At 69.6% G+C, this 25,004-nt stretch carries 29 protein-coding genes and 2 tRNA genes; 9 read left to right on the top strand and 22 right to left on the bottom strand.

Features of this window, described 5'->3' with window-relative positions; translation table 11 throughout:
- Window positions 1-26: 26 nt before the first annotated feature.
- Window positions 27-1,430, bottom strand: coding sequence for a TolC family outer membrane protein (locus VQ03_RS07110; RefSeq protein WP_048450178.1), 1,404 nt, complete (start codon window positions 1,428-1,430; stop codon window positions 27-29).
- Window positions 1,431-1,957: 527 nt separating this feature from the next.
- The gene (locus VQ03_RS07105) at window positions 1,958-2,626 is read right to left on the bottom strand and encodes a protein-L-isoaspartate O-methyltransferase family protein (protein WP_048450177.1); all 669 of its coding nucleotides are present in this window, start codon (window positions 2,624-2,626) and stop codon (window positions 1,958-1,960) included.
- Between the two features lie 713 nt (window positions 2,627-3,339).
- Between VQ03_RS07105 and VQ03_RS32790 the strand changes: the two genes are divergently transcribed.
- Window positions 3,340-3,699 (top strand): hypothetical protein, encoded by a 360-nt coding sequence (locus VQ03_RS32790; protein WP_157063988.1) that lies wholly within the window; start codon window positions 3,340-3,342, stop codon window positions 3,697-3,699.
- 56 nt (window positions 3,700-3,755) lie between these two features.
- Here the strand turns inward: VQ03_RS32790 and VQ03_RS32785 are convergent, their stop codons facing one another.
- The 5 genes from VQ03_RS32785 to VQ03_RS07090 form a co-directional block, all read right to left on the bottom strand.
- Window positions 3,756-4,199, bottom strand: coding sequence for a hypothetical protein (locus tag VQ03_RS32785; RefSeq protein ID WP_157063987.1), 444 nt, complete (start codon window positions 4,197-4,199; stop codon window positions 3,756-3,758).
- A gap of 108 nt (window positions 4,200-4,307) precedes the next feature.
- Window positions 4,308-4,721 (bottom strand): hypothetical protein, encoded by a 414-nt coding sequence (locus VQ03_RS07100; RefSeq protein WP_048450176.1) that lies wholly within the window; start codon window positions 4,719-4,721, stop codon window positions 4,308-4,310.
- A 79-nt stretch (window positions 4,722-4,800) separates the two neighbouring features.
- Entirely contained in the window at window positions 4,801-5,253 is a 453-nt protein-coding gene (locus VQ03_RS07095) for a hypothetical protein (protein WP_048450175.1), read from the bottom strand.
- Entirely contained in the window at window positions 5,250-6,068 is an 819-nt protein-coding gene (locus VQ03_RS31625; RefSeq protein WP_167376062.1) for a TIGR04255 family protein, read from the bottom strand. Before VQ03_RS31625 ends, VQ03_RS07095 begins: the two co-directional genes overlap by 4 nt.
- 327 nt (window positions 6,069-6,395) lie before the next feature.
- A tRNA-Cys gene (locus tag VQ03_RS07090) sits at window positions 6,396-6,469 on the bottom strand.
- 271 nt (window positions 6,470-6,740) lie between these two features.
- Here VQ03_RS07090 and VQ03_RS07085 point away from each other — a divergent pair.
- Both VQ03_RS07085 and VQ03_RS31620 read left to right on the top strand, forming a co-directional pair.
- Window positions 6,741-6,816, top strand: a tRNA-Asn gene (locus VQ03_RS07085).
- A gap of 203 nt (window positions 6,817-7,019) precedes the next feature.
- A complete protein-coding gene (locus VQ03_RS31620) occupies window positions 7,020-7,196 on the top strand; it encodes a DUF1328 domain-containing protein (RefSeq protein ID WP_048431004.1) in 177 nt (58 codons plus the stop codon).
- A gap of 144 nt (window positions 7,197-7,340) precedes the next feature.
- Here VQ03_RS31620 and VQ03_RS07075 read toward each other — a convergent pair whose 3' ends face one another.
- The gene (locus tag VQ03_RS07075; protein ID WP_048450174.1) at window positions 7,341-7,568 is read right to left on the bottom strand and encodes a hypothetical protein; all 228 of its coding nucleotides are present in this window, start codon (window positions 7,566-7,568) and stop codon (window positions 7,341-7,343) included.
- 460 nt (window positions 7,569-8,028) lie between these two features.
- Here VQ03_RS07075 and sseA point away from each other — a divergent pair, with 460 nt between their 5' ends.
- Window positions 8,029-8,871 (top strand): 3-mercaptopyruvate sulfurtransferase, encoded by an 843-nt coding sequence (gene sseA, locus VQ03_RS07070; RefSeq protein WP_048450173.1) that lies wholly within the window; start codon window positions 8,029-8,031, stop codon window positions 8,869-8,871.
- 36 nt (window positions 8,872-8,907) lie between these two features.
- Here sseA and VQ03_RS07065 read toward each other — a convergent pair whose 3' ends face one another.
- From VQ03_RS07065 to VQ03_RS07050, 4 genes are all read right to left on the bottom strand, one after another.
- A complete protein-coding gene (locus VQ03_RS07065; RefSeq protein WP_083467821.1) occupies window positions 8,908-9,735 on the bottom strand; it encodes an amino acid ABC transporter ATP-binding protein in 828 nt (275 codons plus the stop codon).
- A gap of 8 nt (window positions 9,736-9,743) precedes the next feature.
- Window positions 9,744-10,901 (bottom strand): amino acid ABC transporter permease, encoded by a 1,158-nt coding sequence (locus tag VQ03_RS07060; RefSeq protein WP_048450172.1) that lies wholly within the window; start codon window positions 10,899-10,901, stop codon window positions 9,744-9,746.
- Window positions 10,902-10,908: 7 nt separating this feature from the next.
- Entirely contained in the window at window positions 10,909-12,120 is a 1,212-nt protein-coding gene (locus VQ03_RS07055; RefSeq protein WP_048450171.1) for an amino acid ABC transporter permease, read from the bottom strand.
- A 66-nt stretch (window positions 12,121-12,186) separates the two neighbouring features.
- Complete coding sequence (locus tag VQ03_RS07050; RefSeq protein WP_048450170.1) at window positions 12,187-13,209, bottom strand: amino acid ABC transporter substrate-binding protein; 1,023 nt, start codon at window positions 13,207-13,209, stop codon at window positions 12,187-12,189.
- 279 nt (window positions 13,210-13,488) lie between these two features.
- Between VQ03_RS07050 and metC the strand changes: the two genes are divergently transcribed.
- Window positions 13,489-14,676: a cystathionine beta-lyase gene (metC, locus tag VQ03_RS07045; RefSeq protein ID WP_048450169.1), complete on the top strand. Its 1,188-nt coding sequence runs from the start codon at window positions 13,489-13,491 to the stop codon at window positions 14,674-14,676.
- 278 nt (window positions 14,677-14,954) lie between these two features.
- Here metC and VQ03_RS07040 read toward each other — a convergent pair whose 3' ends face one another.
- The gene (locus VQ03_RS07040; RefSeq protein WP_048450189.1) at window positions 14,955-15,548 is read right to left on the bottom strand and encodes a pyridoxamine 5'-phosphate oxidase family protein; all 594 of its coding nucleotides are present in this window, start codon (window positions 15,546-15,548) and stop codon (window positions 14,955-14,957) included.
- 64 nt (window positions 15,549-15,612) lie between these two features.
- Here VQ03_RS07040 and VQ03_RS07035 point away from each other — a divergent pair, with 64 nt between their 5' ends.
- A complete protein-coding gene (locus VQ03_RS07035) occupies window positions 15,613-15,972 on the top strand; it encodes a hypothetical protein (RefSeq protein ID WP_157063986.1) in 360 nt (119 codons plus the stop codon).
- Here VQ03_RS07035 and VQ03_RS07030 read toward each other — a convergent pair.
- Window positions 15,927-16,688 (bottom strand): gamma-glutamylcyclotransferase, encoded by a 762-nt coding sequence (locus tag VQ03_RS07030; protein ID WP_048450167.1) that lies wholly within the window; start codon window positions 16,686-16,688, stop codon window positions 15,927-15,929. The genes VQ03_RS07035 and VQ03_RS07030 overlap by 46 nt on opposite strands.
- Before the next feature lie 131 nt (window positions 16,689-16,819).
- On the opposite strand from VQ03_RS07030, the gene VQ03_RS07025 reads away from it, so the two are divergent.
- Window positions 16,820-17,131, top strand: a complete 312-nt coding sequence (locus VQ03_RS07025; RefSeq protein WP_048450166.1) for a hypothetical protein — start codon at window positions 16,820-16,822, stop codon at window positions 17,129-17,131.
- Window positions 17,132-17,219: 88 nt separating this feature from the next.
- A complete protein-coding gene (locus tag VQ03_RS07020; protein ID WP_048450165.1) occupies window positions 17,220-17,504 on the top strand; it encodes a hypothetical protein in 285 nt (94 codons plus the stop codon).
- 26 nt (window positions 17,505-17,530) lie between these two features.
- Here VQ03_RS07020 and VQ03_RS07015 read toward each other — a convergent pair whose 3' ends face one another.
- From VQ03_RS07015 to VQ03_RS06995, 5 genes are all read right to left on the bottom strand, one after another.
- Complete coding sequence (locus VQ03_RS07015) at window positions 17,531-18,271, bottom strand: alpha/beta hydrolase (protein ID WP_048450164.1); 741 nt, start codon at window positions 18,269-18,271, stop codon at window positions 17,531-17,533.
- A 77-nt stretch (window positions 18,272-18,348) separates the two neighbouring features.
- The gene (locus VQ03_RS07010; RefSeq protein WP_208605483.1) at window positions 18,349-18,825 is read right to left on the bottom strand and encodes a hypothetical protein; all 477 of its coding nucleotides are present in this window, start codon (window positions 18,823-18,825) and stop codon (window positions 18,349-18,351) included.
- A gap of 409 nt (window positions 18,826-19,234) precedes the next feature.
- Window positions 19,235-19,690: a type II toxin-antitoxin system RatA family toxin gene (locus VQ03_RS07005; protein ID WP_048450163.1), complete on the bottom strand. Its 456-nt coding sequence runs from the start codon at window positions 19,688-19,690 to the stop codon at window positions 19,235-19,237.
- Between the two features lie 4 nt (window positions 19,691-19,694).
- Window positions 19,695-20,657 (bottom strand): lipoyl synthase, encoded by a 963-nt coding sequence (gene lipA / locus VQ03_RS07000; RefSeq protein ID WP_048450162.1) that lies wholly within the window; start codon window positions 20,655-20,657, stop codon window positions 19,695-19,697.
- Between the two features lie 216 nt (window positions 20,658-20,873).
- A complete protein-coding gene (locus tag VQ03_RS06995) occupies window positions 20,874-21,161 on the bottom strand; it encodes a GlsB/YeaQ/YmgE family stress response membrane protein (protein WP_048450161.1) in 288 nt (95 codons plus the stop codon).
- Between the two features lie 252 nt (window positions 21,162-21,413).
- Between VQ03_RS06995 and VQ03_RS06990 the strand changes: the two genes are divergently transcribed.
- On the top strand, window positions 21,414-21,842 hold the full coding sequence (locus VQ03_RS06990) for a PRC-barrel domain-containing protein (protein WP_048450160.1): 429 nt from the start codon (window positions 21,414-21,416) through the stop codon (window positions 21,840-21,842).
- 47 nt (window positions 21,843-21,889) lie between these two features.
- On the opposite strand, the gene VQ03_RS06985 is transcribed toward VQ03_RS06990, so the two are convergent.
- From VQ03_RS06985 to VQ03_RS06975, 3 genes are read right to left on the bottom strand one after another with little or no spacing between them, the layout of a single operon-like run.
- Window positions 21,890-22,216, bottom strand: coding sequence for a lipid-A-disaccharide synthase N-terminal domain-containing protein (locus VQ03_RS06985; protein WP_048450159.1), 327 nt, complete (start codon window positions 22,214-22,216; stop codon window positions 21,890-21,892).
- Between the two features lie 4 nt (window positions 22,217-22,220).
- On the bottom strand, window positions 22,221-22,967 hold the full coding sequence (locus VQ03_RS06980) for a glycosyltransferase family 2 protein (RefSeq protein WP_048450158.1): 747 nt from the start codon (window positions 22,965-22,967) through the stop codon (window positions 22,221-22,223).
- Window positions 22,968-22,996: 29 nt separating this feature from the next.
- The gene (locus tag VQ03_RS06975) at window positions 22,997-24,712 is read right to left on the bottom strand and encodes an ArnT family glycosyltransferase (protein ID WP_048450157.1); all 1,716 of its coding nucleotides are present in this window, start codon (window positions 24,710-24,712) and stop codon (window positions 22,997-22,999) included.
- Between the last annotated feature and the right edge of the window lie 292 nt (window positions 24,713-25,004).

The raw sequence follows: 25,004 nt of genomic DNA, 5'->3' as shown, positions 1-25,004 counted from the left end.
GGCGTGCGCCATCCCGGCCGCTGCGGTCAGCGGCCGTCCGGCGTGCGCACGCCGTACCAGAGGTCCTTGACCTGGTCGTAGTGCTGCTTGGCGCTGTACTGCGTCACCGGGACCGCGACGAAACGGGTGGTGAGGCGGCCGACGGTCTGCACCACCTGGTAGGAGCCCACCACCCGGTCGCGCTGGGCGGCGATCAGGCTGACGCGGGCGGTCAGGAGTTCCTGCTGGGCGTTCAGCACGTCCAGGGTGGTGCGCTGGCCGACCCGGGCCTCCTCGCGCACGCCGTTCAGCGCCACCTCGTTGGCCTGGACCTGGGCCTGCGAGGCGATGACGCGGGCCTTGGCCGCCTCCAGGGCGCCCCAGGCGGTGACGATGCCGGCGCGGACCTGGTCGCGGGTAAGCTCGGCCTGGAGCCGGGTCTGGCCGACCTGCTCCTTGGCCTGGCGGATCTGCGCGTACTCGGCGCCGCCCTGGTAGAGCGGGACCGTGAGCTGGCCGACGATCGAGCCCTGGAAGAAGCGGGTATTGGCGATCTGCTGGTCGAAGACCTGCGCCGCGTTGCCGCTCACCGACACCGTCGGGTAGAGGGACGATTCGGCGATCTTCACCTGCGCCTCGGCCGCGTCGACCGAGTGCAGGGCGGAGAGGATCGCCGGGTGCTCGGCGAGGCCGATCTCCACCGCCGCCGTCAGGGTCGGGGGCACGTAGCGGTCGATCGGCCGGCCGGGGGCGAGCTGGCGCGGCTCGACGCCGATCACCTGCCGGTAGGTCGCGATGCTGGTGCGCAGGTTGGCCTCGGCCAGGCTGACCTGGGCCCGGGCGCCGGCGAGCCGCGCCTCGGCCTGGGCGACGTCGGTGCGGGTGACCTCGCCGACGTTGAAGCGGTCGCGGGTCTGGCGGAGCTGCTCCTCCAGGACCTCGACGTTGTTGCGGTTGAGCTCCAGCGTGGCGGTGTCCGCCAGCACGTTCATGTAGGCCTGCGCTGCCTGGAACAGCGTCTGCATCTCGGTGTTGCGCAGGGTCTCGCGGCCGCCCAGCACCTGCGACTCGGCCTGCCGGGTCTGGTTGTCGGTCCGGAAGCCGTTGAACAGGGTCTGGTTGACCGTGAGCCCGGCCGAGCCGGGGATCAGGGTCTGCGAGCCGCCGTCCCGCCCACCAAGGGCGCCGGACGTGCCGGAGACGTTGCTGACGCCGATGCTGGCCGCGGCGCTGACCGTCGGGCGATAGCCCGCCAGAGCCCGCGGCACGTTCTCGTCGTTGGCGCGCTGGCCGGCGCGCTGTGCGTTGAGCGTCGGGTTGCCCGCATAGGCCCGCGCGAGCGCGCTCTCCAGGGTTTCTGCGGCCGCGCCCTGGCCCACCATGGCGAGCGCCATGGCGGCGAACCCGCCCAGCCGAAGCCCGCGGAACGCCCGAGTTCCTGTGTCAGTCACGCCTGTCTACCCTGTGCGGCTAGCCCACATTCGACCGGCTCTGCGCCGCGGGCGGCGGAACCGGTTCGTCATATCGCTGTGCCCACCTCGAGCGTGACCTTAACCGAGGGTGCTTCCGGGAGCACCGCCTCCGCGCTGTGGAGGACTGTGTTTGGTCGCCAGTGCCGCAAAAAAGCGACAGGTGTCTTCAGGTCAGCCGTGGATGTCGTCCGGCGCGCAACGGCGATTCGCGTCGCATCCCAGTCCGGGCCAAGGCCGGGGGGCGCAACCTGCAAGTCATTGGTGAATGAAGTGCTTCCGCGCGCGGTCGCCGCGCGTACCGGGCGGGTGCCCGGGCCGGCAGGCCCAGGCCGGAGGGCTCGGGGCCGCAGCCCCGGCCCGATCCATCCGGGCCGCTCAAGAAAAATCGCCAGGGACGGCCCCGGACCGGGCCGCCGGTCCGCCTGTCAGATCGGCGGAGGACCACCCTCTTCCGGAGGTGGTCGATGCGGCCGCGGGACCGGCCCGGCCGTCCCGCGTGCCGGTGCTCAGAACGCGAAGCCGGTCTCGACCGCGAAGGCGCGCAAGGCCGGCAGGGTCGCGTCAAAGAGCGGGCGCGAGCCGAAGGCGTCGCCGGAGCGCACCCACAGGGTCGCCTTGGCCGGGCGGCCCTGCCCCTGGACGCAGGCGAGGCGGCCGCCATCGGCGAGCTGGTCCAGCAGGCCCTGCGGGCGCTGCTCGACCTGGCCGTTGACCAGGATCGCGTCGTAGGGAGCGTGGCTGGCGGCGCCCTTCTCGAGCGGGCCGACCTCGACGGTCACGCCGTCGCCCGCTCCTGCCTGGGCCAGGCGCTCCTGCGCGGCCGCCGCGAGGCCGGGGAGCGATTCGAGGGCGACCACCTCGACGCCGAGGCGGCGCAGGAGCGCGGCGCCGTAGCCGAGGCCGGTTCCGACCTCGAGGACGCGGTGGCCGGGCTTGAGGGCCAGCGCCTGGATCAGGCGGGCGAGGACCATCGGGGCCGGCATGAAGCGGGTCTCGCCGTTCTCGGTCCCGACCGCCTGCGGCTGGTCGATATAGGCGAAGGCCTCCCGGTCCGCCGGCATGAACCGCTCGCGGGGGACGGCGTCGAACGCGTCGAGGAGCGCGATGTCGGTCACGTCGAACGTCCGGAGCTGGCAATCGACCATGAGGCGGCGCGCTTGCGCGTAGTCGAGCATGAACGTCTCTGGAGAGCTTGAGCGACGGTCAAGCCGTCGGGCGACGCGGTTGTGGTGGATCGCCGGCCAAAAGGCAAGGATCCGGGAAAGCCCGGTCTCGCATGCGAGCGCCGGGCTGATCTGCATCGAAATCGGGAGATGAAGGGTGGAGGCCTCGCCCGGCCTTCCATTCCCCTTAAAAATTCAAGGGGTTAGCTCAAGAGTTTGGGACTTTCCGCTTCGTTGAAATTCAAGGCTTTTCAGGCCTGTTCCCAACCGGTTCCCCAAACTTTGGAGGCCGACAATGGACGAGTTCGAGCCCTCTTGGCAAGGGACGATAAGATCGTAGTTCGGCTCTATGGCACTTGGCTGAATTGTGCCACTGCCACGTCCGGCGGTGTTGGAGGTGCGGACACCTGGACCGCGCCGGCAGCAATTCCTTCCTGTGCGTAGCGTGAGATGCGAGCTTCAATCTCTGCGATGTGCTGACGCGGTTCCTGCAATTCGTTTTCACTCAGGAGCCTTGCGCGCCACACACCCTCTTCGCGGCGCAGAACAGCAATGCGTAACGGAAGACCTACGCCACCTGGTGCATGTTGGATAGCGTGCTCCAAAGCCCAACATAGGCCAACTGTCGCAGCGGCTACGGTTGGTTCGCGCTCACCCCAGAAAACACGGCTGATAAAGGCGAGGAAAGGGTCGGCGAGCGCTTGTCCAGACCCCATGGAAACCCAGTGCCGAAGGGAGGTTTTTCGCTCTGGCTGCATGTCGAAAGTGTTGAACTCAATGAGTTCAGCTTGGCCGTCGATAGGGGCGGCAACCATGGCGCCGAAGCCGTATCCATGGCCTTGTGGGGCGAAGTGGACACCGCTCCCGGTGAAGTCCTCGCGGACCTCGTTGGCGACGGTAAAAAGACAATCGTGACAGCAGCGGTTGAAAACGCCGCCATCTATGGAGCGGCCAACGAGGTGCTCGAAGCGCTGGGCGAGACCAATGCTCCCACTCCCAACAACTATGGCTTGATCTCGGACAATGCGGATTTTGTCGTCGGAGCGGATCTGGATGAGCGGGTTTCGCCCATTAGCAGATGTTGAGATACTATCGGCCCCAACGACGATTCCGTCGGAGCAACGTGCGCCAACGACAACCGTCACGTGCGACTTCCTTGAAAGACGCTGTTGGCTCTCATCTCCGGGTATGCTTGATATATGGCAGTGACGAGTCCGCTAAAGCTCTGAGATCGAACCCAGCCGGCTACCTCGACAAGATATCGGCGGATCTCGGGCGCAAGTCCATTAAGGATACGCCCGCCCTCGGCGATGCCCTGCTGGCTTGCAGCGTATGTCTTCCAGCGGCCGATCATGGAGGGGCGGATTAGGGCGAGACCCTCACGCTCAAGTCCCTCAGCCTCTTCATAAACAGCGCTGTCGAATGGGCCGTAGTCATATGGTCTGAAGGAGTAAGATTCGCCCTCATCAACGAGCGCAGGTATATTACGAATTATCAGAAAGGTTGCTTTCTGCACCTGCACGGGCTCGTATGTTTGTCCGTCGGCAGCCGCTAGGATTGCAAGGAGCAGATTGCGTCTGTTCATGATGGCACTCGCTGCGTCCGAGCGGGTGACGAGACCAGGTGATTCCCGGGCACTTCGGGGTGTATCCTACAGCGTGGCAATGAACAAATCGTGGGGTACCGACCATGGTTAGGGGCAGGTGTGGCCCTTCAGGCCACCATCAAACACCTGTGCCATGATCTCGCGCACGTCCTGCTTGTCCTGCTTGCTGAGTTTGGCCGTGCCTTCGGCTAGCATCACCGTGATGCGCGCGTGCCAGTCGCCCTCTTCCGGAGCATGAGTAACTGAGAAGCGGTGCTTGTTCGTGGTGTGTCGTGTGCGGATTGCGCGTACGAGCGCGTCGATGCAGCCACGGTAGGTTGGGCCGGCGCGTCCTCTGGCCTCATCCCGCGCGCGGTCGCGAGCCTGCTTGTCACAACCAAGTCCGTGTACCTCGCCATCCGTTGGGACCACCGTGCGCAACGCAACCGACTCAGCCAGCCCATGGCTGGTCGAGAATTGAAACACCTCCTCCCACACGAAGTCAGCGGCAGGGCCGACCATTCGTGGAGCGAAGATGTGCCTAGAGACTACGTCGTCGTCGGAGATGTCCCGGACCGCCGGCGTGGCAGTCGTGGCGTCGTCAGGCTCGGATGGGAATGTGCTGGAGGAGAGCGGGAGGGATGTGTCCGCCATTGTAAACGAGGGGCTCGACGTGCGTGGAGTTGGAGCCAGGGTTGGCGGTCATGTGAAGGACCTGGTGGGCAACGGTCAAGGCGCAACGCCCGGTCGGTTCCGCCCAACGCATAAGAATGTCACCCTCATCGTCGACCGCTACCTTCGGCAGTGCGCGATTGAGCGGCAGCCTCCGCACAAAGTCGATAGCGATCTGCATGGTAACCGGGGACACGTCGGCATAGTCCATGTCCTTGGCATGCGCAGGCAGTTGACGAATGGCATCAACGAGATGGGCAAGCCTGCTATTGTGAATCGACGACTCACGCGTTGGATCGAGGTCAGAGTAGAGGGCGAACGGTGTGCCCCGCGATGCCGTGGCCGGCATGGCCTCGGTGTAATTAGCGAGGTCGTAAATCATTTTTCCCTTCCCCACACCTCGTGCTGGACGCCGGCGTCCGTGATGTCCGCGAAGGTCGTCACGATCGCCTCGTGCGCAAGGTCGAACCACTCCCATATAGCACTGGTTGCGAGGTTCGGCGAAAATTTTCTGGCAAGGAGGTCCAAACGAGCCACGCCGCGGCCGTCACTCGGCCTATGCGTCGTATTAAGGGTCACAGACAGGCTGCCTCCACCCGGCAGGCCGAGGTCGGCGTTCCATCCCAGCCCGGTGACAGGGAAGCGAGGCGCCTCACCTTTTGGTCGCCACGCAAGCATCGGAATGACGGTTCCTACATCTTCAGGCCCGGCGAGTTCATGGCCGTACAGAAGTGTATTAACGTAGCCAATCTCAAGTCCAATAGTAATCAGTGTGCCAATATTCTCTTCTTTTGTAAAATCGGAAAATATATCTACCACTTCTCGAAGTTTTGTAGAAATAATATCGTAGCTTGGATATCTGGCGTCTGCATCCCGCCTGCGCCAGTTAATTATCAACCTGTCGCGCTGAAGCTGAACAAGAGAACTGTCGTCTTCGCTCACAAACCAAATCCGTGGGAATGGACTAGGCTCAGCGGCGCCAAACTGCAATTGGATAAACATGTCCGACGGTCCGGAAGCGGATATAGTCGGCGGTAGCGTTGGTTTAGTTTCAGCTCTTGGGAAGTCATGTTTCAGGCGCTCCCAGAGCCTTCCGACCAGCGGAACCTGGAGCGCATCGAGGTTCTCGAAATAAATTCCGCAGACCACCTCCGTGACGGGCGGCTTCCCGAACTTAGGGAGCTGGGAGGTAGGCATGGACAGCTTCTGGCCTCGGTTTCGCGGCATCGCGGCGACAAGGTGCACCGAACCGAGGCGTCAAGCAAACCGCTGCCTTGCCGCATTGGGCATTGGACAGGGAGTCGCAGCACCGCTCCAATCGCCGAACGCCGAGAGGTTCGACGTGGCAAGGAACCTTGTGGGGGCATCAACGCGAAGGACTGGGAAGTGCCGGTTGCCCCGCCAAAGCCAGATGCCCTTGCGGCGCGCTAGGGCTGCTTACGCGCGGCAACTCCCAAACCTGGAGTTCCAGGTTTGGGAGTCGTCCCAAATTCTTCAATGAAATCAATAACTTAGAAGGAAAATTGGAGGCCTCGCCCGGAATCGAACCGGGGTGCAAGGATTTGCAGTCCTCTGCGTAACCACTCCGCCACGAGGCCATCCGGGCCGGCCTGACAGCCGGCGATCGTGCGGGCCGGGCTCGAAGGGCCGGCGCGCCGTCTCCCCGGCATCGGGCGGACGACCCGGGGACGAGGGCTCATTAGCAGAGCCCGCCCCGGCTCCGCAACAGGGATCCGGCGGCAAAACCGCGATGGACGGCCGCGAAGTGAGCCGGCTCGCAAAAAACCCCCCGCGCCCGAGAATCCGCCGAGAATCCGCCGAGAATCCCCTTGCGCACCCTGCCCGCCTTGGGTAGAGGTCCCGCCGCGATCCCCGATAGCTCAGTTGGTAGAGCAGGCGACTGTTAATCGCCTTGTCGCAGGTTCGAGTCCTGCTCGGGGAGCCATTCTCCCACATCGCGATGCACGCGAACGGCCCCCCGCCCCCGGGCCGCGGTGAGGCCGTGCCGCACGCCCGAGTGCCGGCTTTCATCCGAAAAAATCGACGGAACCTGTCGCCCGCTCCGGTGGTTTCTCGTTCAACTTGCTGCAACGCTTCTCTGCACGGCGCCGCGAAGCAATCCAGCAGCCTTCGATACGGGAGTTTCCAATGATCGGCTGGGCTATCACCTTCCTCGTCGTCGCCCTCGTCGCGGCTCTGCTGGGCTTCGGTGGCATCGCCGGCACCGCCATGGAGGCGGCCAAGATCGTGTTCTTCGTCGCGATCGTGCTGTTCGCCGTCTCGGCCATCTTCGGCCTGATGCGCGGCCGCTCGCCCCGGATCTGACGTAAACCGGCCGGCGGGCCCTGCGGGCCCGCCTCTCCGGACCAGGGCGGCCCCGTGGGGGCCGCCTTTTTTATTGGCCGATCGCCGTCATCCGATGCCTTGCGTCCGATGCCCTGCGTCCGATGTTCCGGGCTTGCGAGACGTTCAGCCCTCGGCCGCGCGCCGCAGCCCGTCGGCCGGCGCCAGCCCCGGCCTCGTCCTTGCCCGGCGCGGCACCAGCCGATGCACCGTCGCGCAAGGCAGCGGGCGCGCCGCCGCGGCGCGGGCGGCGCGCAGGTCGGAACAGAGGATCGCTGCGGCGAGATAGCCGAGCGACGAGACCTCGATCCTGTCGGGACGGATCGGCCATTCGAAGCGGGCCGTGGCCTTCATCGCATCCTCCCGGTCACGCATGCAGATAGGCCGAGGCAAGAGCCAGACGCCGTCCGGACGGCCCGAGGTCGTCGGTCCGTTGCCCGGGGCGGGCGGGCCAGGCAGCCCTCGGAGTATCACCGCCTGGCCCGTCGACCACGCCCGGCCGTGCAAGGGAGAGTGGACACGGCGGGTGCAGTGGAAACCCTCTCGCAAGCCGCGTGCCAGATGCGGTAAGACGTCGTCGCAGGGGGCGGGATGCGCGTGGGGCATCGGTTCCGGCATCTCCTGGGTGAGGCGCGCCCTTTCTAGGCAGGCTTTGCCGCCGTCTCGCTATCATTTGCTAGGATATCCCTCCCAGGTAACCTGCGGCGGCACGGGGGTGCCGCTTTCGCGCCCGGGCGGGTGGCGGTGGCGCCCGGATTTCGGGCAGAATGCTCCGGACGGGCGAAACGGCCCCCTTGTTCGGAGATTGACAGGCATGTCGACTGGCCCTTTCGTGACGGCGGACTGGCTCGCAGAGCGGCTCGCGGCGCCCGACATCGTCGTGGTCGACGGCTCCTGGTACCTGCCGGCGATGGGCCGGGACGCCGCGGCGGAGTTCCTCGCCGGCCACATCCCGGGGGCGCTGCGCTTCGACATCGACGCGGTGCGCGACGAGGGAAGCACCCTGCCCCACATGCTGCCGTCGCCGGAGGCCTTCGCCTCGCGGATGCGCCAGATGGGCATCGGCGACGGCATGACGGTGGTGGTCTATGACGGGATGGGCCTCTTCTCCGCCCCGCGGGTGCGCTGGACCCTGAAGGCCTTCGGCGCCCGGGACGTGACGCTCCTCGAGGGCGGCTTCCCGGCCTGGGTGGCGGGCGGCCACCCGGTCGAGGAGGGCGAGGCCCGCCCGCGCGACCGGCGCCACTTCACCGCCCGCCTCGACCATTCGGCGGTCGCCCATGTGGGCGACGTGCAGCGGGCGCTCGCCGGCCAGGCCCAGGTGGTCGATGCCCGTTCGCCGGCCCGCTTCGCCGGCGAGGAGGCCGAGCCCCGCCCGGGCGTGCGCCCCGGCCACATGCCGGGCGCGCTGAACCTGCATTACGCCGCGCTGCAGGAGAACGGCCGGCTCAAGGACGAGGCCGCCTTGCGTGCCGCGGTGGCGAAGGCCGGCATCGACCTCGACCGGCCGGTGGTCACCACCTGCGGCTCCGGCGTCACCGCGGCGATCGTCAGCCTCGCCCTCGAGACCCTCGGCCGGCCGCCGCGGTCGCTCTACGACGGCTCGTGGTCGGAATGGGGTGCGCGGGAGGACCTGCCGGTCGCGACCGGGCGGTAGCGCGCCCTCGCCCGGCCTGTCGGCCGGGCGTCACCCTCAATGCAGGATCTGGCTCAGGAAGAGCCGGGTCCGCTCGTGCTCCGGCGCGCGGAAGAACGCCTCGGGGGTGTTCGATTCGACGATCTGGCCTTCGTCCATGAAGATCACCCGGTCGGCGACCTGGCGGGCGAAGCCCATCTCGTGGGTGACGCACAGCATGGTCATGCCCTCGTCGGCCAGCCCCACCATCGTGTCGAGCACCTCCTTGACCATCTCGGGATCCAGCGCCGAGGTCGGTTCGTCGAACAGCATGATCTTGGGCGCCATGCACAGCGAGCGGGCAATCGCCACGCGCTGCTGCTGGCCGCCCGAGAGCTGGCCCGGATACTTGTGCGCCTGGTTCGGGATCTTCACCCGGGTCAGGTATCGCATGGCGATCGCCTCGGCCTCGGCCTTCGGCATCTTCTTCACCCAGATCGGCGCCAGCGTGCAGTTCTCGAGCACGGTCAGGTGCGGGAACAGGTTGAAGTGCTGGAAGACCATGCCGACCTCGCGGCGGATCTCGTCGATCCGCTTGAGGTCGTTGGTGAGCTCGATGCCGTCGACCACGATGCGGCCGGCCTGATGCTCCTCCAGGCGGTTGATGCAGCGGATCAGGGTCGACTTGCCGGAGCCCGAGGGGCCGCAGATCACGATCCGCTCGCCCTTGCGCACGCTGAGATCGACGTCGCGCAGGACGTGGAAGGCGCCGTACCACTTGTTGACCCGCTCCAGCGACACCGCGACGGGCGCGCTGGCGAGCCGGGCCGCCGAGGTGTTGCGGGGCGCCAGGTCCGGATCGGTCTCCGGCAGGGTCGGCGGGGTCGGGACGGGGGAGGAAGCCATCGGGGAACTCACCGTGTCTGGCCGGCCGCGAGCCGCCGCTCCATGAAGCGGGCGTAGCGCGACATGCCGAAGCAGAAGACGAAGTAGAACAGGGCCGCGAAGGCGTAACCGGTCATCACCACCGTCGGCGCCGCCCAGGCGGGATCGACCCGGGCCGATTCGATCGTGCGGATGAAGTCGAATATGCCGACGATCGAGACGAGGCTGGTATCCTTGAACAGGGCGATGAAGCTGTTGACGATGCCCGGGATCACGATGCGCAGGGCCTGGGGCAGGATGATCAGGCGCATCCGGTGCCAGGGGCTCAGGCCCAGCGACATCGCCCCCTCGGTCTGGCCGCGGGGAATCGCCTGCAGGCCGCCGCGCACCACCTCGGCCATGTAGGCGGCGGAGAACAGCGCGATGCCCACCAACGGCCGCGCCAGCCGGTCGACCGTGACGTCGCCGGGCAGGAACAGCGGCAGCATCACGTTGGCCATGAACAGCACCGTGATCAGCGGCACGCCGCGCCAGAACTCGATGAAGATGACGCAGAACAGCCGCACGATCGGCAGGCGCGAGCGCCGCCCGAGCGCCAGGAGGATGCCGAGCGGCAGCGAGGCGACGATGCCGACGAGGGAGACGATCAAGGTCACCAGCATGCCGCCCCACAGGGCGGTCGGCACGGACGGAAGCCCGAGGGCCGGCACCCCGGCGAGCAGCCCGTAGGAGACGAGCGGGAAGACGACGAAGAAGTAGAGCGCCCCCCATGCGCGCCTGGGCGCATCGAGCCACAGCAGCCACCCGACCCCGAACGCCATCAGGGCGAAGAAGACGTTCGGCCGCCAGCGCTCCTCGATCGGGTACGAGCCGTAGATGAAGTAGTTGATCTTGTTGGCCACGAAGGCCCAGCAGGCGCCGACCGGGCGGCCCACCACCTCGGGCCGGCAGGCGTCGCGGTTCTGGCCGGTCCAGACCGCGTCGAGCACCAGGAAGCGCAGGAGCGGCGGCACCACCAGGGCGATGACGGCGAGCGCCGCCAGCGTCATCACGGCGTTGGCCGGGCTGGAGAACAGGTTCTGGCGCAGCCAGGCGAGCGGCCCGCTCACCAGGCTGGGCGGGGGCGAGGCGGGCACCGCCTCGCGGCGGACGAAGGCGAGCGGCAGGGGCTGGGAGCCGGCGGTCATCGATGCCTCACCGCTCGATCAGCGCGACGCGCCGGTTGTAGAGGTTCATCACGAAGGCCGTGACGAGGCTGATCGTCAGGTAGACCGCCATGGTGATCGCCACCACCTCGACCGCCTGTCCGGTCTGGTTCAGCACCGTGCCCATGAAGACCTGGACGAGGTCCGGGTAGCCGATGGCGACCGCGAGCGACGAGTTCTTGGTGAGGTTGAGGTACTGGCTGGTCAGCGGCGGCACGATCACCCGCATCGCCTGCGGGATCACCACCAGCCGCATGGTCGGGCCGGGCTGCAGGCCGAGAGCCCGGGCGGCCTCGGTCTGGCCCTTGTTGACCGCCTGGATGCCGGCCCGCACCACCTCGGCGATGAAGGCGGCGGTGTAGACCGTGAGCCCGACCACCAGGGCGACGAATTCCGGATAGAGCTGCATCCCGCCGCGCAGGTTGAAGGTGCCCTTCACGGGAAAATCGAGCGCCACCGGCGCGACGCCGAGGAGCGCCAGCACCCCGTAGGTCAGGAGCGGCAGGCCGAGGATCAGCGCCAGCCCCACCGCCGGCACCGGCAGGCGCCGGCCGGTGCGGGCCTGCTCGCGCTTCGCGCGGGCGCGGAACACCAGGGTGCCGACGATGCCGGCGACGAGGGCGATCGGCAGCGCCCAGGCATCCGCCGCCAGCAGGGGCTTGGGCAGGTAGAGGCCGCGCTGGTTGAGGAAGACGGAAGACCCGAGCGCGTAGGAATCGCGCGCGGCCGGCAGGCTCGCCAGCACCGCGACGTACCAGAACAGCAATTGCAGCAGCAGCGGGATGTTGCGCAGGACCTCGACATAGACCGTGGCCAGCGTCCGCACGATCCAGTTGGGCGACAGCCGCGCCACGCCGACCGCGAAGCCGAGGATCGTCGCCAGGACGATGCCGATCACCGCGACCATCAGGGTGTTGGTGAGCCCGACCAGGAAGGCGGTGCCGTAGGTCGAGGTCGCGGCGGCGAAGGGGATCACCGTCTGGTTGACGTCGAAACCCGCGGTGCTGCCGAGAAAGCCGAAGCCGGAGGCGACGCGGGCGTTGCGCAGGTTCTCGGCGGCGTTGCCGATCGCGATCCAGGCCACCACGCCGACCGCGACGAGCAGCAGGATCTGGTAGGCCGCCGCGCGGATGCGGGGATCGTAGAGGGGCGAGACCCGGGGTGGACCGGACGGCGGACCGGACGGAAGCTGCGTCGGCAAGTGGTGTGCTCGCTTCTTATGATTGGGGGACGGCGCCCGGGAGCCCGGGCGCCGCATCTCACGATCTCAGCGGATCGGCGGGCCGTATTGCAGGCCGCCCTTCGACCACAGGGCGTTGAGGCCGCGCTGGATCTTCAGCGGCGAACCCTGGCCGACATTGCGCTCGAACACCTCGCCGTAATTGCCGACGAGCTTGATGATCCGGTAGGCCCAGTCGCTGGTGAGCCCGAGATCGGCGCCGTACTTGCCCTCGGTGCCGAGGATGCGCTTGATGTCCGGGTTGTCGGTGGACTTCGCCATCTGGTCGACGTTGGCCTGCGTGATGCCCGCCTCCTCGGCGTTCAGCATCGCGTAATGGGTCCAGCGGACGATGTCGGCCCATTGGGCGTCGCCCTGGCGCACCGCCGGCGCGAGGGGTTCCTTCGAGATGATCTCCGGCAGGACGATGTTGTCGTCGGGGGCCGAGGCGCGCAGGCGCTCGGCGTAGAGGCCCGAGGCGTCGGTGGTGAAGGCGTCGCAGCGGCCCGAATCGTAGGCCTTGAAGGTCTCGTCGGCGCTGGCGAAGGCCACCACTTCGTACTTCATCTTGTTGGCGCGGAAGTAGTCGGCCAGGTTCAGCTCGGTGGTGGTGCCCTGCTGGGTGCAGACCGACGCCCCGTCGAGCTGCTTGGCCGAGGTGACGCCGAGCTTCTTTTTCACCATGAAGCCCTGGCCGTCGTAGAAGTTGACGGCCGGGAAATCGAGGCCGAGCGTCGTGTCGCGCGACATCGACCAGGTGGTGTTGCGCGACAGGAGGTCGACCTCGCCCGACTGGAGCGCCGTGAAGCGGTCCTTGGCCGAGAGCGGGATGAAGCGGACCTTCGTGACGTCGTTGAAGATCGCCGCGGACAGGGCCCGGCAGAAATCGACGTCGAGCCCGGTCCAGCGTCCCTGCGCGTCCGGCACGCCGAAGCCGGCCAGCCCCGGGTTGGAGCCGCAGGAGATGTAGCCCTTCTGCTTGATGCTGTTCAGCGTCCCTTGCGCCTGGGCGGCGCCCGCCAGCAGGGTGGCGCCGAGCCCGAAGGCCAGGGCGGCGACGATTCTCTTCATGGGGTCTTGCGTCTCCCGTTCCGGTTGCGGCGCCCGTCGGCCGCCGCCCGTCTGCTCAAGCACGGACACTGCCTAAGCAAGAGGCATTCCAGGCGAAGCGGGCTGCCCGGTCAAGGGGTTGGCTCGTGCGACGAACAGCCTAGGCGGCCCTGTCTCCGGGTTGCTGTGCGCGCAAGTCTCTCGTGCGAGGCACCCGACTCCCAGGGTTGACGGCGACGGGCGGCCCGGGATGTGCTCAAGCTCGGTTTCCACGCCCGATGTCGCCACGCCAGAGGCCCGATGAGCATCACCCCGCCCCGCGACAAGAGCCGCCTCGGCACCCGCACCCGCCTCGTCCATGCCGGCCGCGACCCGTCGCAGCAGCACGGCTTCGTCAACACCCCGATCTATCGCGGCTCGACGGTGCTCTACGAGAGCTACGACGCGCTCAAGAACCGGCGGGCGGAATACACCTACGGCACCACCGGCACGCCGACGGTCCGCGCCCTCGAATCCGCCTGGACCGAACTCGCGGGGGCGGCCGGCACGGTGCTGACGCCCTCGGGCCTCGCCGCCGTCACGGTCGGGCTCTTGTCCTGCCTCAAGGCCGGCGACCACCTGCTGGTGACCGATTCCGCCTACCGGCCGACCCGGGTCTTCTGCGACGGCTTCCTGACGCGCTTCGGGGTCGAGACCACCTATTACGATCCGACCATCGGGGCCGGCATCGCGGACCTCATGCGCGACAACACCGCTGCGGTGCTCACCGAGGCGCCGGGCTCGCAGAGCTTCGAGATGCAGGACATCCCGGCCATCGCCGAGGTCGCCCATGCGAGGGGCGCCTGCGTGCTGATGGACAATACCTGGGCGACGCCCCTGCTCTTCCCGCCGCACGAGCGCGGGGTCGACATCGCCATCGAGGCCGGCACCAAGTACCTGTCGGGCGGCTCGGACCTGCTGCTCGGCCTCACCTCGGCCAACGCGAAATACTGGCCGGCCCTGCGGCGGACCTTCGACCAATTCGCGATGTGTGCCGGCGCCGAGGACGTGTTCCTGGCTTTGCGCGGGTTGCGCACCCTGCCCCTGCGCCTGCGCGAGCACGGCGAGCAGGCGCTCAAGCTCGCCCGCTGGTTCCAGGGCCGGCCGGAGGTCGCCCGGGTGCTGCATCCGGCCCTGCCGGAGGATCCCGGCCACGCGATCTGGTCCCGCGACTTCCTGGGCGCCTCGGGCCTGTTCTCGATCATCCTCAAGCCCTGCCCCGAGGCGGCGGTGGCGGCGATGCTCGACGGGCTGGAGCTGTTCGGGATGGGCTTCTCCTGGGGCGGCTTCGAGAGCCTGGTGATCCCGTTCGACTGCGCGCCCTACCGCACCGCCAATCCCTGGGCGCCGGGTGGGCCGGGCCTGCGGTTCCAGGTCGGGCTGGAGGACCTGGAGGATCTGACGCGTGACTTGGAGGCGGGATTCGCGCGGCTGCGGGCGGCGGCGTGAGGGATCGGTCGAGAGCCGCGACTCGGAGCCTGTTTGATTGATCTCGACAGATCTCACATCCACCGTGTCATCCCGGCTCCGCCTCGCGGCACCGGGACGACGAGGAGGGTGTCATGCCAACGGTCGAAAGAAAACGACCTTTGGTTCCGTTCTCGAGTCTTCGCCAGGCCCGAGGTCCCGGACCTCTGGGCTTGGCGTCGAAAATTCGAGATGTGTCAGCATCTTAGGCCGTTGGTGTCGATCCTGTTCAACAAGTCAGACGGAACCTCGGCGTCCCTCTACGGCGCCAGCCACGTCGCCGTCTCGGCCTCCCCGTCCCAGGTGAACAGGGCCCGCCGGTGGCCCTGGCGGGCGAGGTACAGGAAGTCCAGCCGGGCCGCCGTGAGGACGACGACGCGGAATTCCGGAAAACCCGCCTCCACCGCCGCCTCGTCCTCCGGCAGCGCATAGGCGCCGCCCTCGGCCAAGGGCGTGCCGGGGCCCGGAATCGTGCCGTAGCAGACCCGGCTCATCGGCCGCGACGCGCCCCAGGCGGCGCGGGCGGCCGCGTCCATCCCGTGCAGGCGGGCCCGGCCCTCGATCCGGACCTGGAGCTTGGCCGCGGCGTCGTAGGCGTGGAGCGACACCCGGGGATCGGCGGCGATCTCGGCGGCCTTGTCGGAGCGGGCGTCGCAATGGATGCGCAAGGTGCGGGCCGCCCGGTCGACCCCGCGCAAAACCACCGTGCGCAGGCGCGGGGCGCCGTCGCGGCCGATCGTGGCCAGCGCGGGCGCGTGGAAGCCGCTCTGATGCGCCGCCCCCTCCTCCAGCCGGCGCCAAGCCTCGGCGAGGCAGCCCGCGAGGTCGTCGTAGAACGCAGGCAGCTCGGTCATCCGCGGCATCGGCTCCGGTTCGTTCACCAATCTAGGGCACGATCCGGGGAACCGGGATGCCCCGGTGAAGCTTGTCCGTAACACGGTTCCCCAGAGGGTCTTCACCATGACGCTCCGCACGACGCTGGCCTGGCTGCCCCTGGCGGCCGCCCTCGCCGCATCGCCGGCGATGGCCGCCGACATGCCCGCCGGGTATGCGGCGCGCGGCGGGGCGGAGTTCTCCGCCGGCTGGCAGGCACCGCCCCCGCCGCTGCCCCCGCCTCCCGCCATCGCCCTGGAGGCCGAGGTCATCGTGGCCGAGCCGCCGCCGCGCCCGCTCCTCGGCTTCGGCTACGCGCCGGTCCTGCCCTATTACGGCGTCTCGACAGGGCCCTACGGCTATCCGCCGCGGCGCGAGCCCGGCATCGGCGTCGGGCTGTTCTGAACCGTGGGGCCGTCGCAGGCGGCGAGCCGATCGGCGATCCGGTCCGCGACCAGGGCCTGCATCGCCCAGAGGTGCCGGTCGTGGATGCCCGTCGCCTCGCAGGCCGCCACCGTGTTGAGCAGGTACTCGGCGCTCGGGCCGGTGGGGCCGCAGGCGGCGGCGATGCGATCGGCGATCGCCGCATCGGTGAGCCGGCCGGCATAGCGCTCGCCCGTCCGGTCGGCCACGAAGGCGAGGGCCGGGACCGGGCCCTCCGCGGTCTCGGCCGTGAGCCAGCGGGCCTGGTAGCCGCGCCCGCGCATCTCCCGCCGCCAGACCGGCCGGACCTCGGCCCGCAGGTCGTCGCCGGCGAGCCGGTAGGCGAAGCCCCGGCACTGGCCTCCCCGGTCGAGGGCCAGCATCACCCCCGGGCAGTCCGGCGTGCCGCGAAAGCCCCGCTGCCACAGGCAGAACCGGCGGTGCCAGCCCCGCACCCTGGCCTCGCGCCGCTCCGAGAACCGGAATTCCGGCCGCCACATCAGGGCGCCGTAGGCGAACAGCCACAGGATGCTCGCGTCGCCCGGCTTCTCGGCCAGGGCCGCATCGAGGCGCGCATCGGCCTCCGCCTCGCCCATCAGCGCCATGTCGTAGCCCGGGCCGCGTCCGTCATGGGTCACGGGGTGCGGATGGGCCCGGGCGATCAGCGCGGCGTTAAGCGTGAGGGAGCGTTTGGGCATCGCAACCGTTAGTGAGGGGGTGCGGCAGCGCGGCAATGTCCCTCGCGGGTTTCCTGCCAAGCGTGGCCGCCCCATGTTAGTGCTGTGCTAAGTCGCACAGGTCCAGGTTGTCCGGGAATGGAGGACGCGTCATGGCCATCACGGGTCGCTTCAATTTCCGCAAGACCTTCACCGGCAAGCTCGTCCTGCAGGTCGAGACCGAGCGCCGCTCCTGGTGGCCCTTCGCCCGCACCGCCTCGCCCGGCCATGTCTGGCGCGACGCCACGCCGAAGGACCTGACCGCGGTGGAGCTGCAGCAACTGCTGAACCTTCGCCGCAACCCCGGCTACATGCCGCGCAGCCCGGTGATCTTCATGATGGGCCAGGGCCAGAAGGAGGCCCCCTCCGCCGAGGTCGTGACGCTCGCCGCCCACCGCGCCGCGGGCCAGCAGCAGGCGGGGTGACCCGGAGGCGGGCGGCACCGCTCCGTCCCCTCCGCGTTGTCCCGGTTCAGGGGGCAGGGCACCGCCCTGTCGAAGGGGAGAGCGCAGCATGGGCATGACCTCCGTGAACCAGGCCGTGATCGAGGCCCTGTCGGAGCAGATCGTCGCCGCCTATTGCGCCGCCGCCGGGCCCGCCGAGGAGCCGGCCCGCGCCCGGTTGATGGGCGAGATCATGCACGCCATCGAGGAGCCGGTGGGCACCCGCACCCTGGCCGAGGAGGGCCCCGAGCGGGTCAACGCCGTGCTCGCCGACTGGGAGGCGCAGGAGGGGCGCAGCTTCGGCCTGCGGCTGATCGAGATCGATCCGGGCCGCACCGTGGTGACGATGGGCTGACGGCCATCGCCGAGAGAGGGCGAGGCTCAGGGGGGCGAGGCTCGGCCTTGGCCGAGTTCGACCAGCAGGTCGGCGAGCGGGCCGGGCGCGCTCACCATGGCGTCGTGTCCGGTGGCGAGGTCGCGCCAGCCCCAGCCGGGCTGGCGCCGCACCCGATCCTTGACGCCGTCGAGGGTGGCGTAGGACGGCGCGGTGCAATCGACGTAAGTCCGCGGCAGGCCGTTGCCGACCGGGCCGCGGATCGGCAACGGGCTCTCGTAGGTGCTCAGGGGATGCGGCGTCAGGCGCCGCTCGACCCAGGCCGCATCCGCCGGGTCGAGCACCCCGAAGGCCTCCGCGGGAGGCGGCGGCAGGCTCAGGCCTCCGCTCGATTCCGCGGCGGCGCGGCGGCGGGCCGCCACGACCTCGGGCGGCAGCCCGTCGAAGGGCGCCCGGCCCGGCTCCGCGATCAGCGCATCGAGATAGACGAGGTGGCGCAGCCGCTCCGGCATCGCTTCGGCGACGCCGCTGATCGCCAGGCCCCCGAAGGAATGGCCGACCAGCACGACCTCCGTCAGCTCCTCGGCCGCGATCACCCCGGCGACGTCGCGCACGAAGGTGTCGAGGGTGAGGGTCCGGGAGAGGAGATGGGCCCGCTCGCCGAGGCCGGTGCAGGTCGGCGTGAAGACCCGGTGGCCTCGCGCCCGGAGGAGCGCGGCGACGCGCGCCCAGCACCAGCCGCCGTGCCAGGCGCCGTGCACCAGCACGAAGGTCAGACCATCCGGCATCCCGCCCCTCCCGTCATCGCCGGGGGAGCCAAGCGCGATCGGACGCGGCGCGCAAGGGGCTGTCTGCAGGGGAGCGCTTACTCCCCGGCCTCGTCCCGGTCCTGGCGGTTCGCGTCGAACCCGGCGATCATCCGCTCCAGGGACTGGAAGCTGCGGACCGCCTCCTGGGTGCGGCCGGCGGCGCATTTGCCTTCCGCCGAGCGGTACCACAGCAGCATGCTGTTGAAGGCGTGCTGGTGCGGCGCGATCGCGACGCGGGCGCGCCGCGCGGTCTCGGCGTCGAACCAGACCCGCACGGCGTGGCCGGCATTGGTGCAGACATCCGCCGAGGGCGGCAGGGCGGCGCGGGAGACGGTCGGGTCGCAGAGCATGGCGAACCAGATCGCCCCGGCCGCGAGGCCGGAGGCACCGAGCATGCCGGCGGCGCCACGCAGGCGCCGGCGCCAATCGGGCCGCACCGGCTCGGAGGCCGGCAGGGCCTCGACGGCCTCGGGCCAGCAATGGGTATAGTGCACCGAACCGTCGGTGTGGTGGTGGGGCCACGGATGGGTCATCGAGCACCCCCTTCAGGCAGGGTGGGACTCCGGAGCCTCGCGTGGACGGTCAAGGGGGCCGGGTCATCGGGGAAGGTCGCGGCAGGACGAAGAGCCGCGGCCGATCGCCGAACGATCTTGCGGCGGCATCGGGACCTCGCGAGGTAGTCGGAGGTTAGGCCCGGGCTGCCGCCCCCGGCGTGTTCCAGCGCACATTCCGCGCGCAGGGACGGATGATTCTCGCGGCGGCTTGCTCTGCCTGTCGGCAGGCGCGCGGCCTTCTCCCCTCGGGCCGGCTTCGCCGGGGGCTGGCTCGGCTCGACCGGTGACGGCCGAAGTGCCTGGGCCGAAGCGCCTGGGCCTAAGGGCCCGGGCGAAGCCTGGCCGGTCGCCCGGGACTTCCTGGCGCGAGCCCCGTCCCGACGTGACGTTACGCCCGCGCGTACAACCGGTCCGCCCGGCTCTCGAACGCGTCGGTGAACTTGCGGAACGCCCGGTCGAACATCTTGCCCATGAGCAGGCCGAGCGCCAGGCTCTTGAACTCGTAGGTGATGAAGAACTCGACCGTGCATCCGCCGTTCGGCGCTTCGCGAAACGTCCAGCGGTTCTCGAGGTGGCGGAACGGGCCGTCGATGTACTCGGCCAGGATCTTCAGATTCGGCCGGTCGAGGCGGACCCGGGTGGTGAAGTGCTCCGAGATCGCCTTGTAGCCGACGCCCATGTCGGCCACGAGGGTCTCGGTGCCGTCCTCGCCCTCCTGCCGGCGCAGCACCCGCAGGGAGTCGCAGAGCGGCAGGAATTCGGGGTAGCGCTCGACGTCGGCGACGAGGTCGAACATCTCCGTCGGGCTGTGGCGGACGGTGCGGGTGGTGCGGAAGCTCGGCATCGGGTCAGACGGTCCCCAGCCGGTCGAGCCGGGCCTGCTTGAGCCGGGCGAAATCCTCGCCGGCATGGTGGGAGGAGCGGGTGAGCGGCGTCGCCGAGACGAGCAGGAAGCCCTTGGCGTAGGCCGTGGTCTCGTAGGCCTTGAACGCGTCCGGCGTCACGAAGGAGAGCACCGGATGGTGCTTCTTGGTCGGCTGCAAATATTGCCCGATGGTCAGGAAGTCGACCTCGGCCGAGCGCAGGTCGTCCATCAGCTGGAGCACCTCGTTGCGCTCCTCGCCGAGGCCCACCATGATCCCCGACTTGGTGAAGATGGTGGGGTCGAGCTCCTTCACCCGCTGAAGCAGGCGGATGGAGTGGAAGTAGCGGGCGCCCGGGCGCACCGTCAGGTACTTCGACGGCACGGTCTCCAGGTTGTGGTTGAACACGTCGGGGCGGGCCGCCACCACGATCTCCAGGGCGCCGTCCTTGCGCAGGAAGTCGGGGGTCAGGATCTCGACCGTGGTGGTGGGGCTCAGGCGCCGGATCGCGCCGATGACGGCCGCGAAATGCGCCGCGCCCCCGTCCTTGAGGTCGTCGCGGTCGACCGAGGTGATGACGACGTGGTGCAGGCCGAGCTTGGCCACAGCCTCCGCCACCCGCTCGGGCTCGGCGGCGTCGAGGGCGTCCGGCATCCCGGTGCGCACGTTGCAGAACGCGCAGGCCCGGGTGCAGGTATCCCCCATGATCATGAAGGTGGCGTGCTTCTTCTCCCAGCACTCGCCGATATTGGGGCAGCCCGCCTCCTCGCACACCGTCACGAGCTTGTTCTCGCGCACGATGGCCTGGGTCTCGGCCCATTTCGGCGAGCCCGGCGCCTTGACGCGGATCCAGTCCGGCTTGCGCAGGATCGGCTGATCGGGCCGATGCGCCTTCTCCGGGTGACGCGGGCGCTGGTCGTTGCGCAGGAGATCGAGGACGACGGCCATGGGATCCGGGTCGGCAAGGGGTTTCGAGACGAAGAAGTGCCCGCGAACCCCTCGCGGCGCGGTTCTGACTTAAGATGTCCGGGCCGCCGGGGCAAATGGGGCGTGACGCGCCGCCGCGCGGCGCGCCGTCGATCCGTGCTCCCGCCGTCCTGCGGCGGCGCCCGCCCGGGCTTGCCGCCGCACGATGAGGCGGTTCCTGCCGCCGTGGCCCGACGGTCAGTAGCGCCGTTCGCCCCGGACCGCCCGCACCACCGCGATGATGATGACCGCCCCGATGGTGGCGGAGATCAGGTTGCGCCAGAACCCGAAGATCGGGATGTGGAGCTGGGCCGCCAGGAAGTTGCCGACCACGCCGCCGATGATGCCGAGCACGATGTTGCCGAGCAGGCCCATGTTGGAGTTCATGAAGCGCTCCGCCAGCCAGCCCGCCAGCGCACCGATGACGATGGCCATCAGGAGCCCGACGCCCGGCTGTCCGAGCGCTCCGTACACGTGACCGTCCATGCTGTTCCCCTGTGAGCCTCGGCTCTGATTCTCGGCTGTGGCACTCGGCTGTGGCACTTGGCTGTGGCTCTTGGCCGTGACCCGGCCGCAACCGCTGCGCCGCACCCGCATAGATGGGGCGGCGTGGCCGCGTTGCACCATGCGGTGGCCGATCGATCGCCGGAAAACTGACGATGCGGAACCCGGCCGGCCCCCGCCCGTTCTGCGCAAGGCCCGCGCCGCTCCAGGGCGCGCGCCTCCTCGGAGAACCCCATGACGCTGAAGACCGCCCTCGCGACGGCCGCCCTCCTCCTCGCCTGCGCGCCGGCCCTGGCCCAGACCGCGACGCAGCAGGACGCGACCGGCGCGATGACGACCCAGCAGGTCAAGACCGCCACGGTGCAGTTCGTCACCCTCGAGCCCACCGCCGCGGTGACCTCGCGCATCCTCGGCACCAAGGTCACCAACGCCCAGAACGAGTCCATCGGCGACATCGCCGACCTGGTGATCGTGGACGGCAAGACCGTGCAGGCGGTGATCCTCGGCGTCGGCGGCTTCCTCGGCATCGGCGAGCGCTACGTCGCGGTCGGCCCCGACAGCGTGACGCTGACCCGGGACGGCGACAGCTGGAAGGCGGTCGTGAACGCCACCAAGGACGAGCTGAACAAGGCCCCGGCCTTCGACTACAAGAAGAAGGGCTGACGGCCGGTCCGCCTCCGTCATGCGCCCCGGCTCGCCGGGGCGCCCCTTCAAGCGCCGGTGTTCCGCCGCTCGCGGAACACCAGGGCGAGGTTGCGCAGGTAGATCACCGTGCCGAGGCTCTGGCCGAGGATGAAGACCGGGTCGCGCCGGTAGAGCGCGTAGCCGAGCAGCACCGCCGAGCCGCCGAGGGACAGGAACCAGAACGAGAGCGGGATCACGCTGCGCCCGGCCCGCTCGCTGGCGACCCACTGGACCAGGAAGCGGGCGGTGAACAGCCCCTGCCCCACGAGGCCGACCAGCAGCACGAGATCGACCGGGCCGGTGAACAGCGACCAGAAATAGGCGCTGAGCCCGTGCATGATGTCGGCGACCATCGGGTTACTCCGTCTCTGCCGCCACGACCTCCGGCACCCGGCGCCGGCGGCGGATCAGCCACCACACCCCGGCGAGATCGAGGATGCCGACCCAGAGCCGGTCGAACAGGCCGTAATTCGAGCGGCCGGTGAAGCGCGGCCGGTCGACCACGTCGGCGTGGACGACCGCAAACCCCTCGCGGGCGACGAGGGCCGGCATGAAGCGGTGGAGCGCATCGAAATAGGGCAGGCGCAGGTACACCGCCCGGCGGAAGACCTTCAGGCCGCAGCCGGTATCCCGGGTCGCGTCCTTGAGGATGCGGCCGCGCACCCCGTTGGCGATGCGCGATTGGATCATCTTCAGCCGCCCGTCCTTGCGGCCGACCCGCTGGCCCTGGGCCAGCCCGGCACGCGGCCCCGCCGCGGCGAGCGCCGCCGCCAGGGCCGGGATGAAGGCCGGATCGTTCTGGCCGTCGCCGTCGAGGGTCGCCACCAGCTCGCCCCGCGCCGCCAGCACCCCGGTGCGCACCGCCGCGCTCTGGCCGCAGCTCTCGCGGTGGCGCAGCACCCGCAGCAGGCCCGGATGGCGCGCCCGCAGGTCCGCCAGGGCCTTCGGCGTGGCGTCGGTCGAGCCGTCGTCGACGTAGATGATCTCGAACGGGCTCAACGCCGCGCAGGACGCCGCGATCTCGGCGACCAGGGGGGCGATGTTGCCGGCCTCGTTCTTCACCGGCACCACGACGCTGAGGCGGATCGCCTCCCGATCGGCCATGGCGTTTGCGCTTTCTTGCAGGGGCTGGATCACGGCGTCACCGCATAGGCCGACAGGCCGACCGGCTTGCCGCCGTTGATGTTGAAGCCCGTCACGCGGCCGACCTGCCGGGGCGAAGGACCGGCCTGGCTCGCCGCGAAGGCCGTGGCGAAGCGGTCCTCGACATAGACGAGGCGGCAGCCGCCCCGGGCCAGGAAGGCGGCGGCCTCCTCGGCGGAATCGAGCATCGCGAGGTCGGTGCCGATCAGGAAGACCAGGCTCGGCTCGCGGTAGCCCAGCGTCCCGACCTTCGGGCTCGGGCAGGGCAGCGCGTCGCGCAGCGCGGCGAGCCGCGGCGAGACCTTGAGGGCGGCCAGCGCCGGCTGGGTGAGCCCGAACACCGCCGGCCCCAGCAGCGCCCCGGCGAGCACCGCGATCGCCAGCGCCCGCTCGGGCAAGCCGTCCACGAAGGCGCGCCAGGCGAGGAAGGCCACCGCGCTCGCGGCGAGAAGGAGCGGCAGCCCCGCCCACGGGATCACCCCGTCGAGGCGCCAGGCGGCGACGCCGAGGCCGATCGTCAGGCCGGCGGGGATGAACGGCACCAGGAGCGCCACCCACCGCGCGCCCGGCCGGTCGCGGTGGACCGCCCCGCGGGCGACCGCCATGACGGCGAGGATCGCGAGGGCGGTGCAGAGCGGCAGCACGTAATGCGGCAGCTTGGTCGGCACCGCCTCGAAGACCAGCCAGGACGGCAGCACCCAGGCGGCCAGGAAGGCGACCCCGTCCTCCCGGCGATGCGCCCAGGCGAACGGGACCGCCATCGCCGCGAAGGCGGCGGCGGGCCAGAAGGTGGCGAAGATGACGAGGAGATAGGTGCCCGGCGGCGCCCAGTGCTGGGTCTGCGCGGTGCCGACCTTGCCCAGCATGTCGTGGCCCACCGCCTCGCCGTAGAAGGCGCCGCCGCTCTTGACCGTGATGGCGACGAACCACGGCGCCACCAGGGCCAGCACCAGGACGAGGCCGAGGCCCGGCCGGAGCGCCTTGAGCCAGGCGCCGGAGCGGGCGGAGACCGAGAGGCACAGGGCCGCGAGGCCGGCGAAGAGCGGCACCATCGGCCCCTTGACCAGGATGCCGAGGGCGACCGCGAACCAGAAGGTCAGGACCGTGGTGGCCGGCAGCCGCATCGCGGCGGTGCGGCCGAGCCAGGCCCGGGCGAGAGCCCCCATGGCGGCGACCGCGCAGGCGGTCAGCAGCGCGTCGGTCTTGGCGAGCCGCGCCTCGGCCGACAGCATGACCGAGGCGCCGACGAGGGCGGCGGCGAGGAAGGCCTGGCGCCGCGGCAGGAAGGCGAGCGCGGCCCAGTAGCCGAGCAGCACCGTACCGAGCGCGCCGAGGAGCGAGGGGATGCGGTAGAGCCAGATGGCGGTGCGGGCGCCCGGCACGCCGAGCGCCTCGCCGGCGGCGACGACCGCGCTCTGGGCCCAGTAGATGCCGACCGGCTTCTTGTGCCGGGCCTCGCCCTGGAAGCGGATGTCGACGAGGTCGCCCGATTCCAGCATCTGCTTCGAGGCCTGGGCGAAGCGCGGCTCGTCCCGGTCCATCGGCTGGAGCGAGGCGAAGCCCGGCAGGAAGCAGGCCAGCGACAGCGCGACGAGCAGCGCGCAGGCCGCGCCGTGGCTGCGCGCCCCGAGATCGAGGAGGCGCTCCGCGAGGAGGCCCACGGAGGCGGCGCGGCCGGGGCGGCGCCCGGCGGCAAGGCTCGTCAATGCACTGCTCCGAACCGGGGATTCCCGACGCCCGCGGCGCCGGCCGGGCCACCCGACCGGCGCCGGTCGCGGCGGGCGCCCGTGTCGGTGATCCGGTTCGGAAAGTCAATTTTCGCGGGTGGGGCGCCCGTGCCTCGCTCGAGCGCGGCGGGCGCCCGGGGGGCGGGCGGGGGACTGTCTCTTTTATACCTCTCCCCGCCCCCGAGACCCGACCAGAGTTCGCTTTTCCTCTTTTTTTTTTAAAAAAAAAAAAAAAACTAATATGCATATTCTATGTTATATTTAGATGCGA

This window comes from Methylobacterium tarhaniae (assembly GCF_001043955.1).
Taxonomy (GTDB): Bacteria; Pseudomonadota; Alphaproteobacteria; order Rhizobiales; family Beijerinckiaceae; genus Methylobacterium; species Methylobacterium tarhaniae.
The sequence above is the reverse complement of the archived record's forward strand: the minus strand, read 5'-3'. Positions and strand labels throughout refer to the sequence as shown.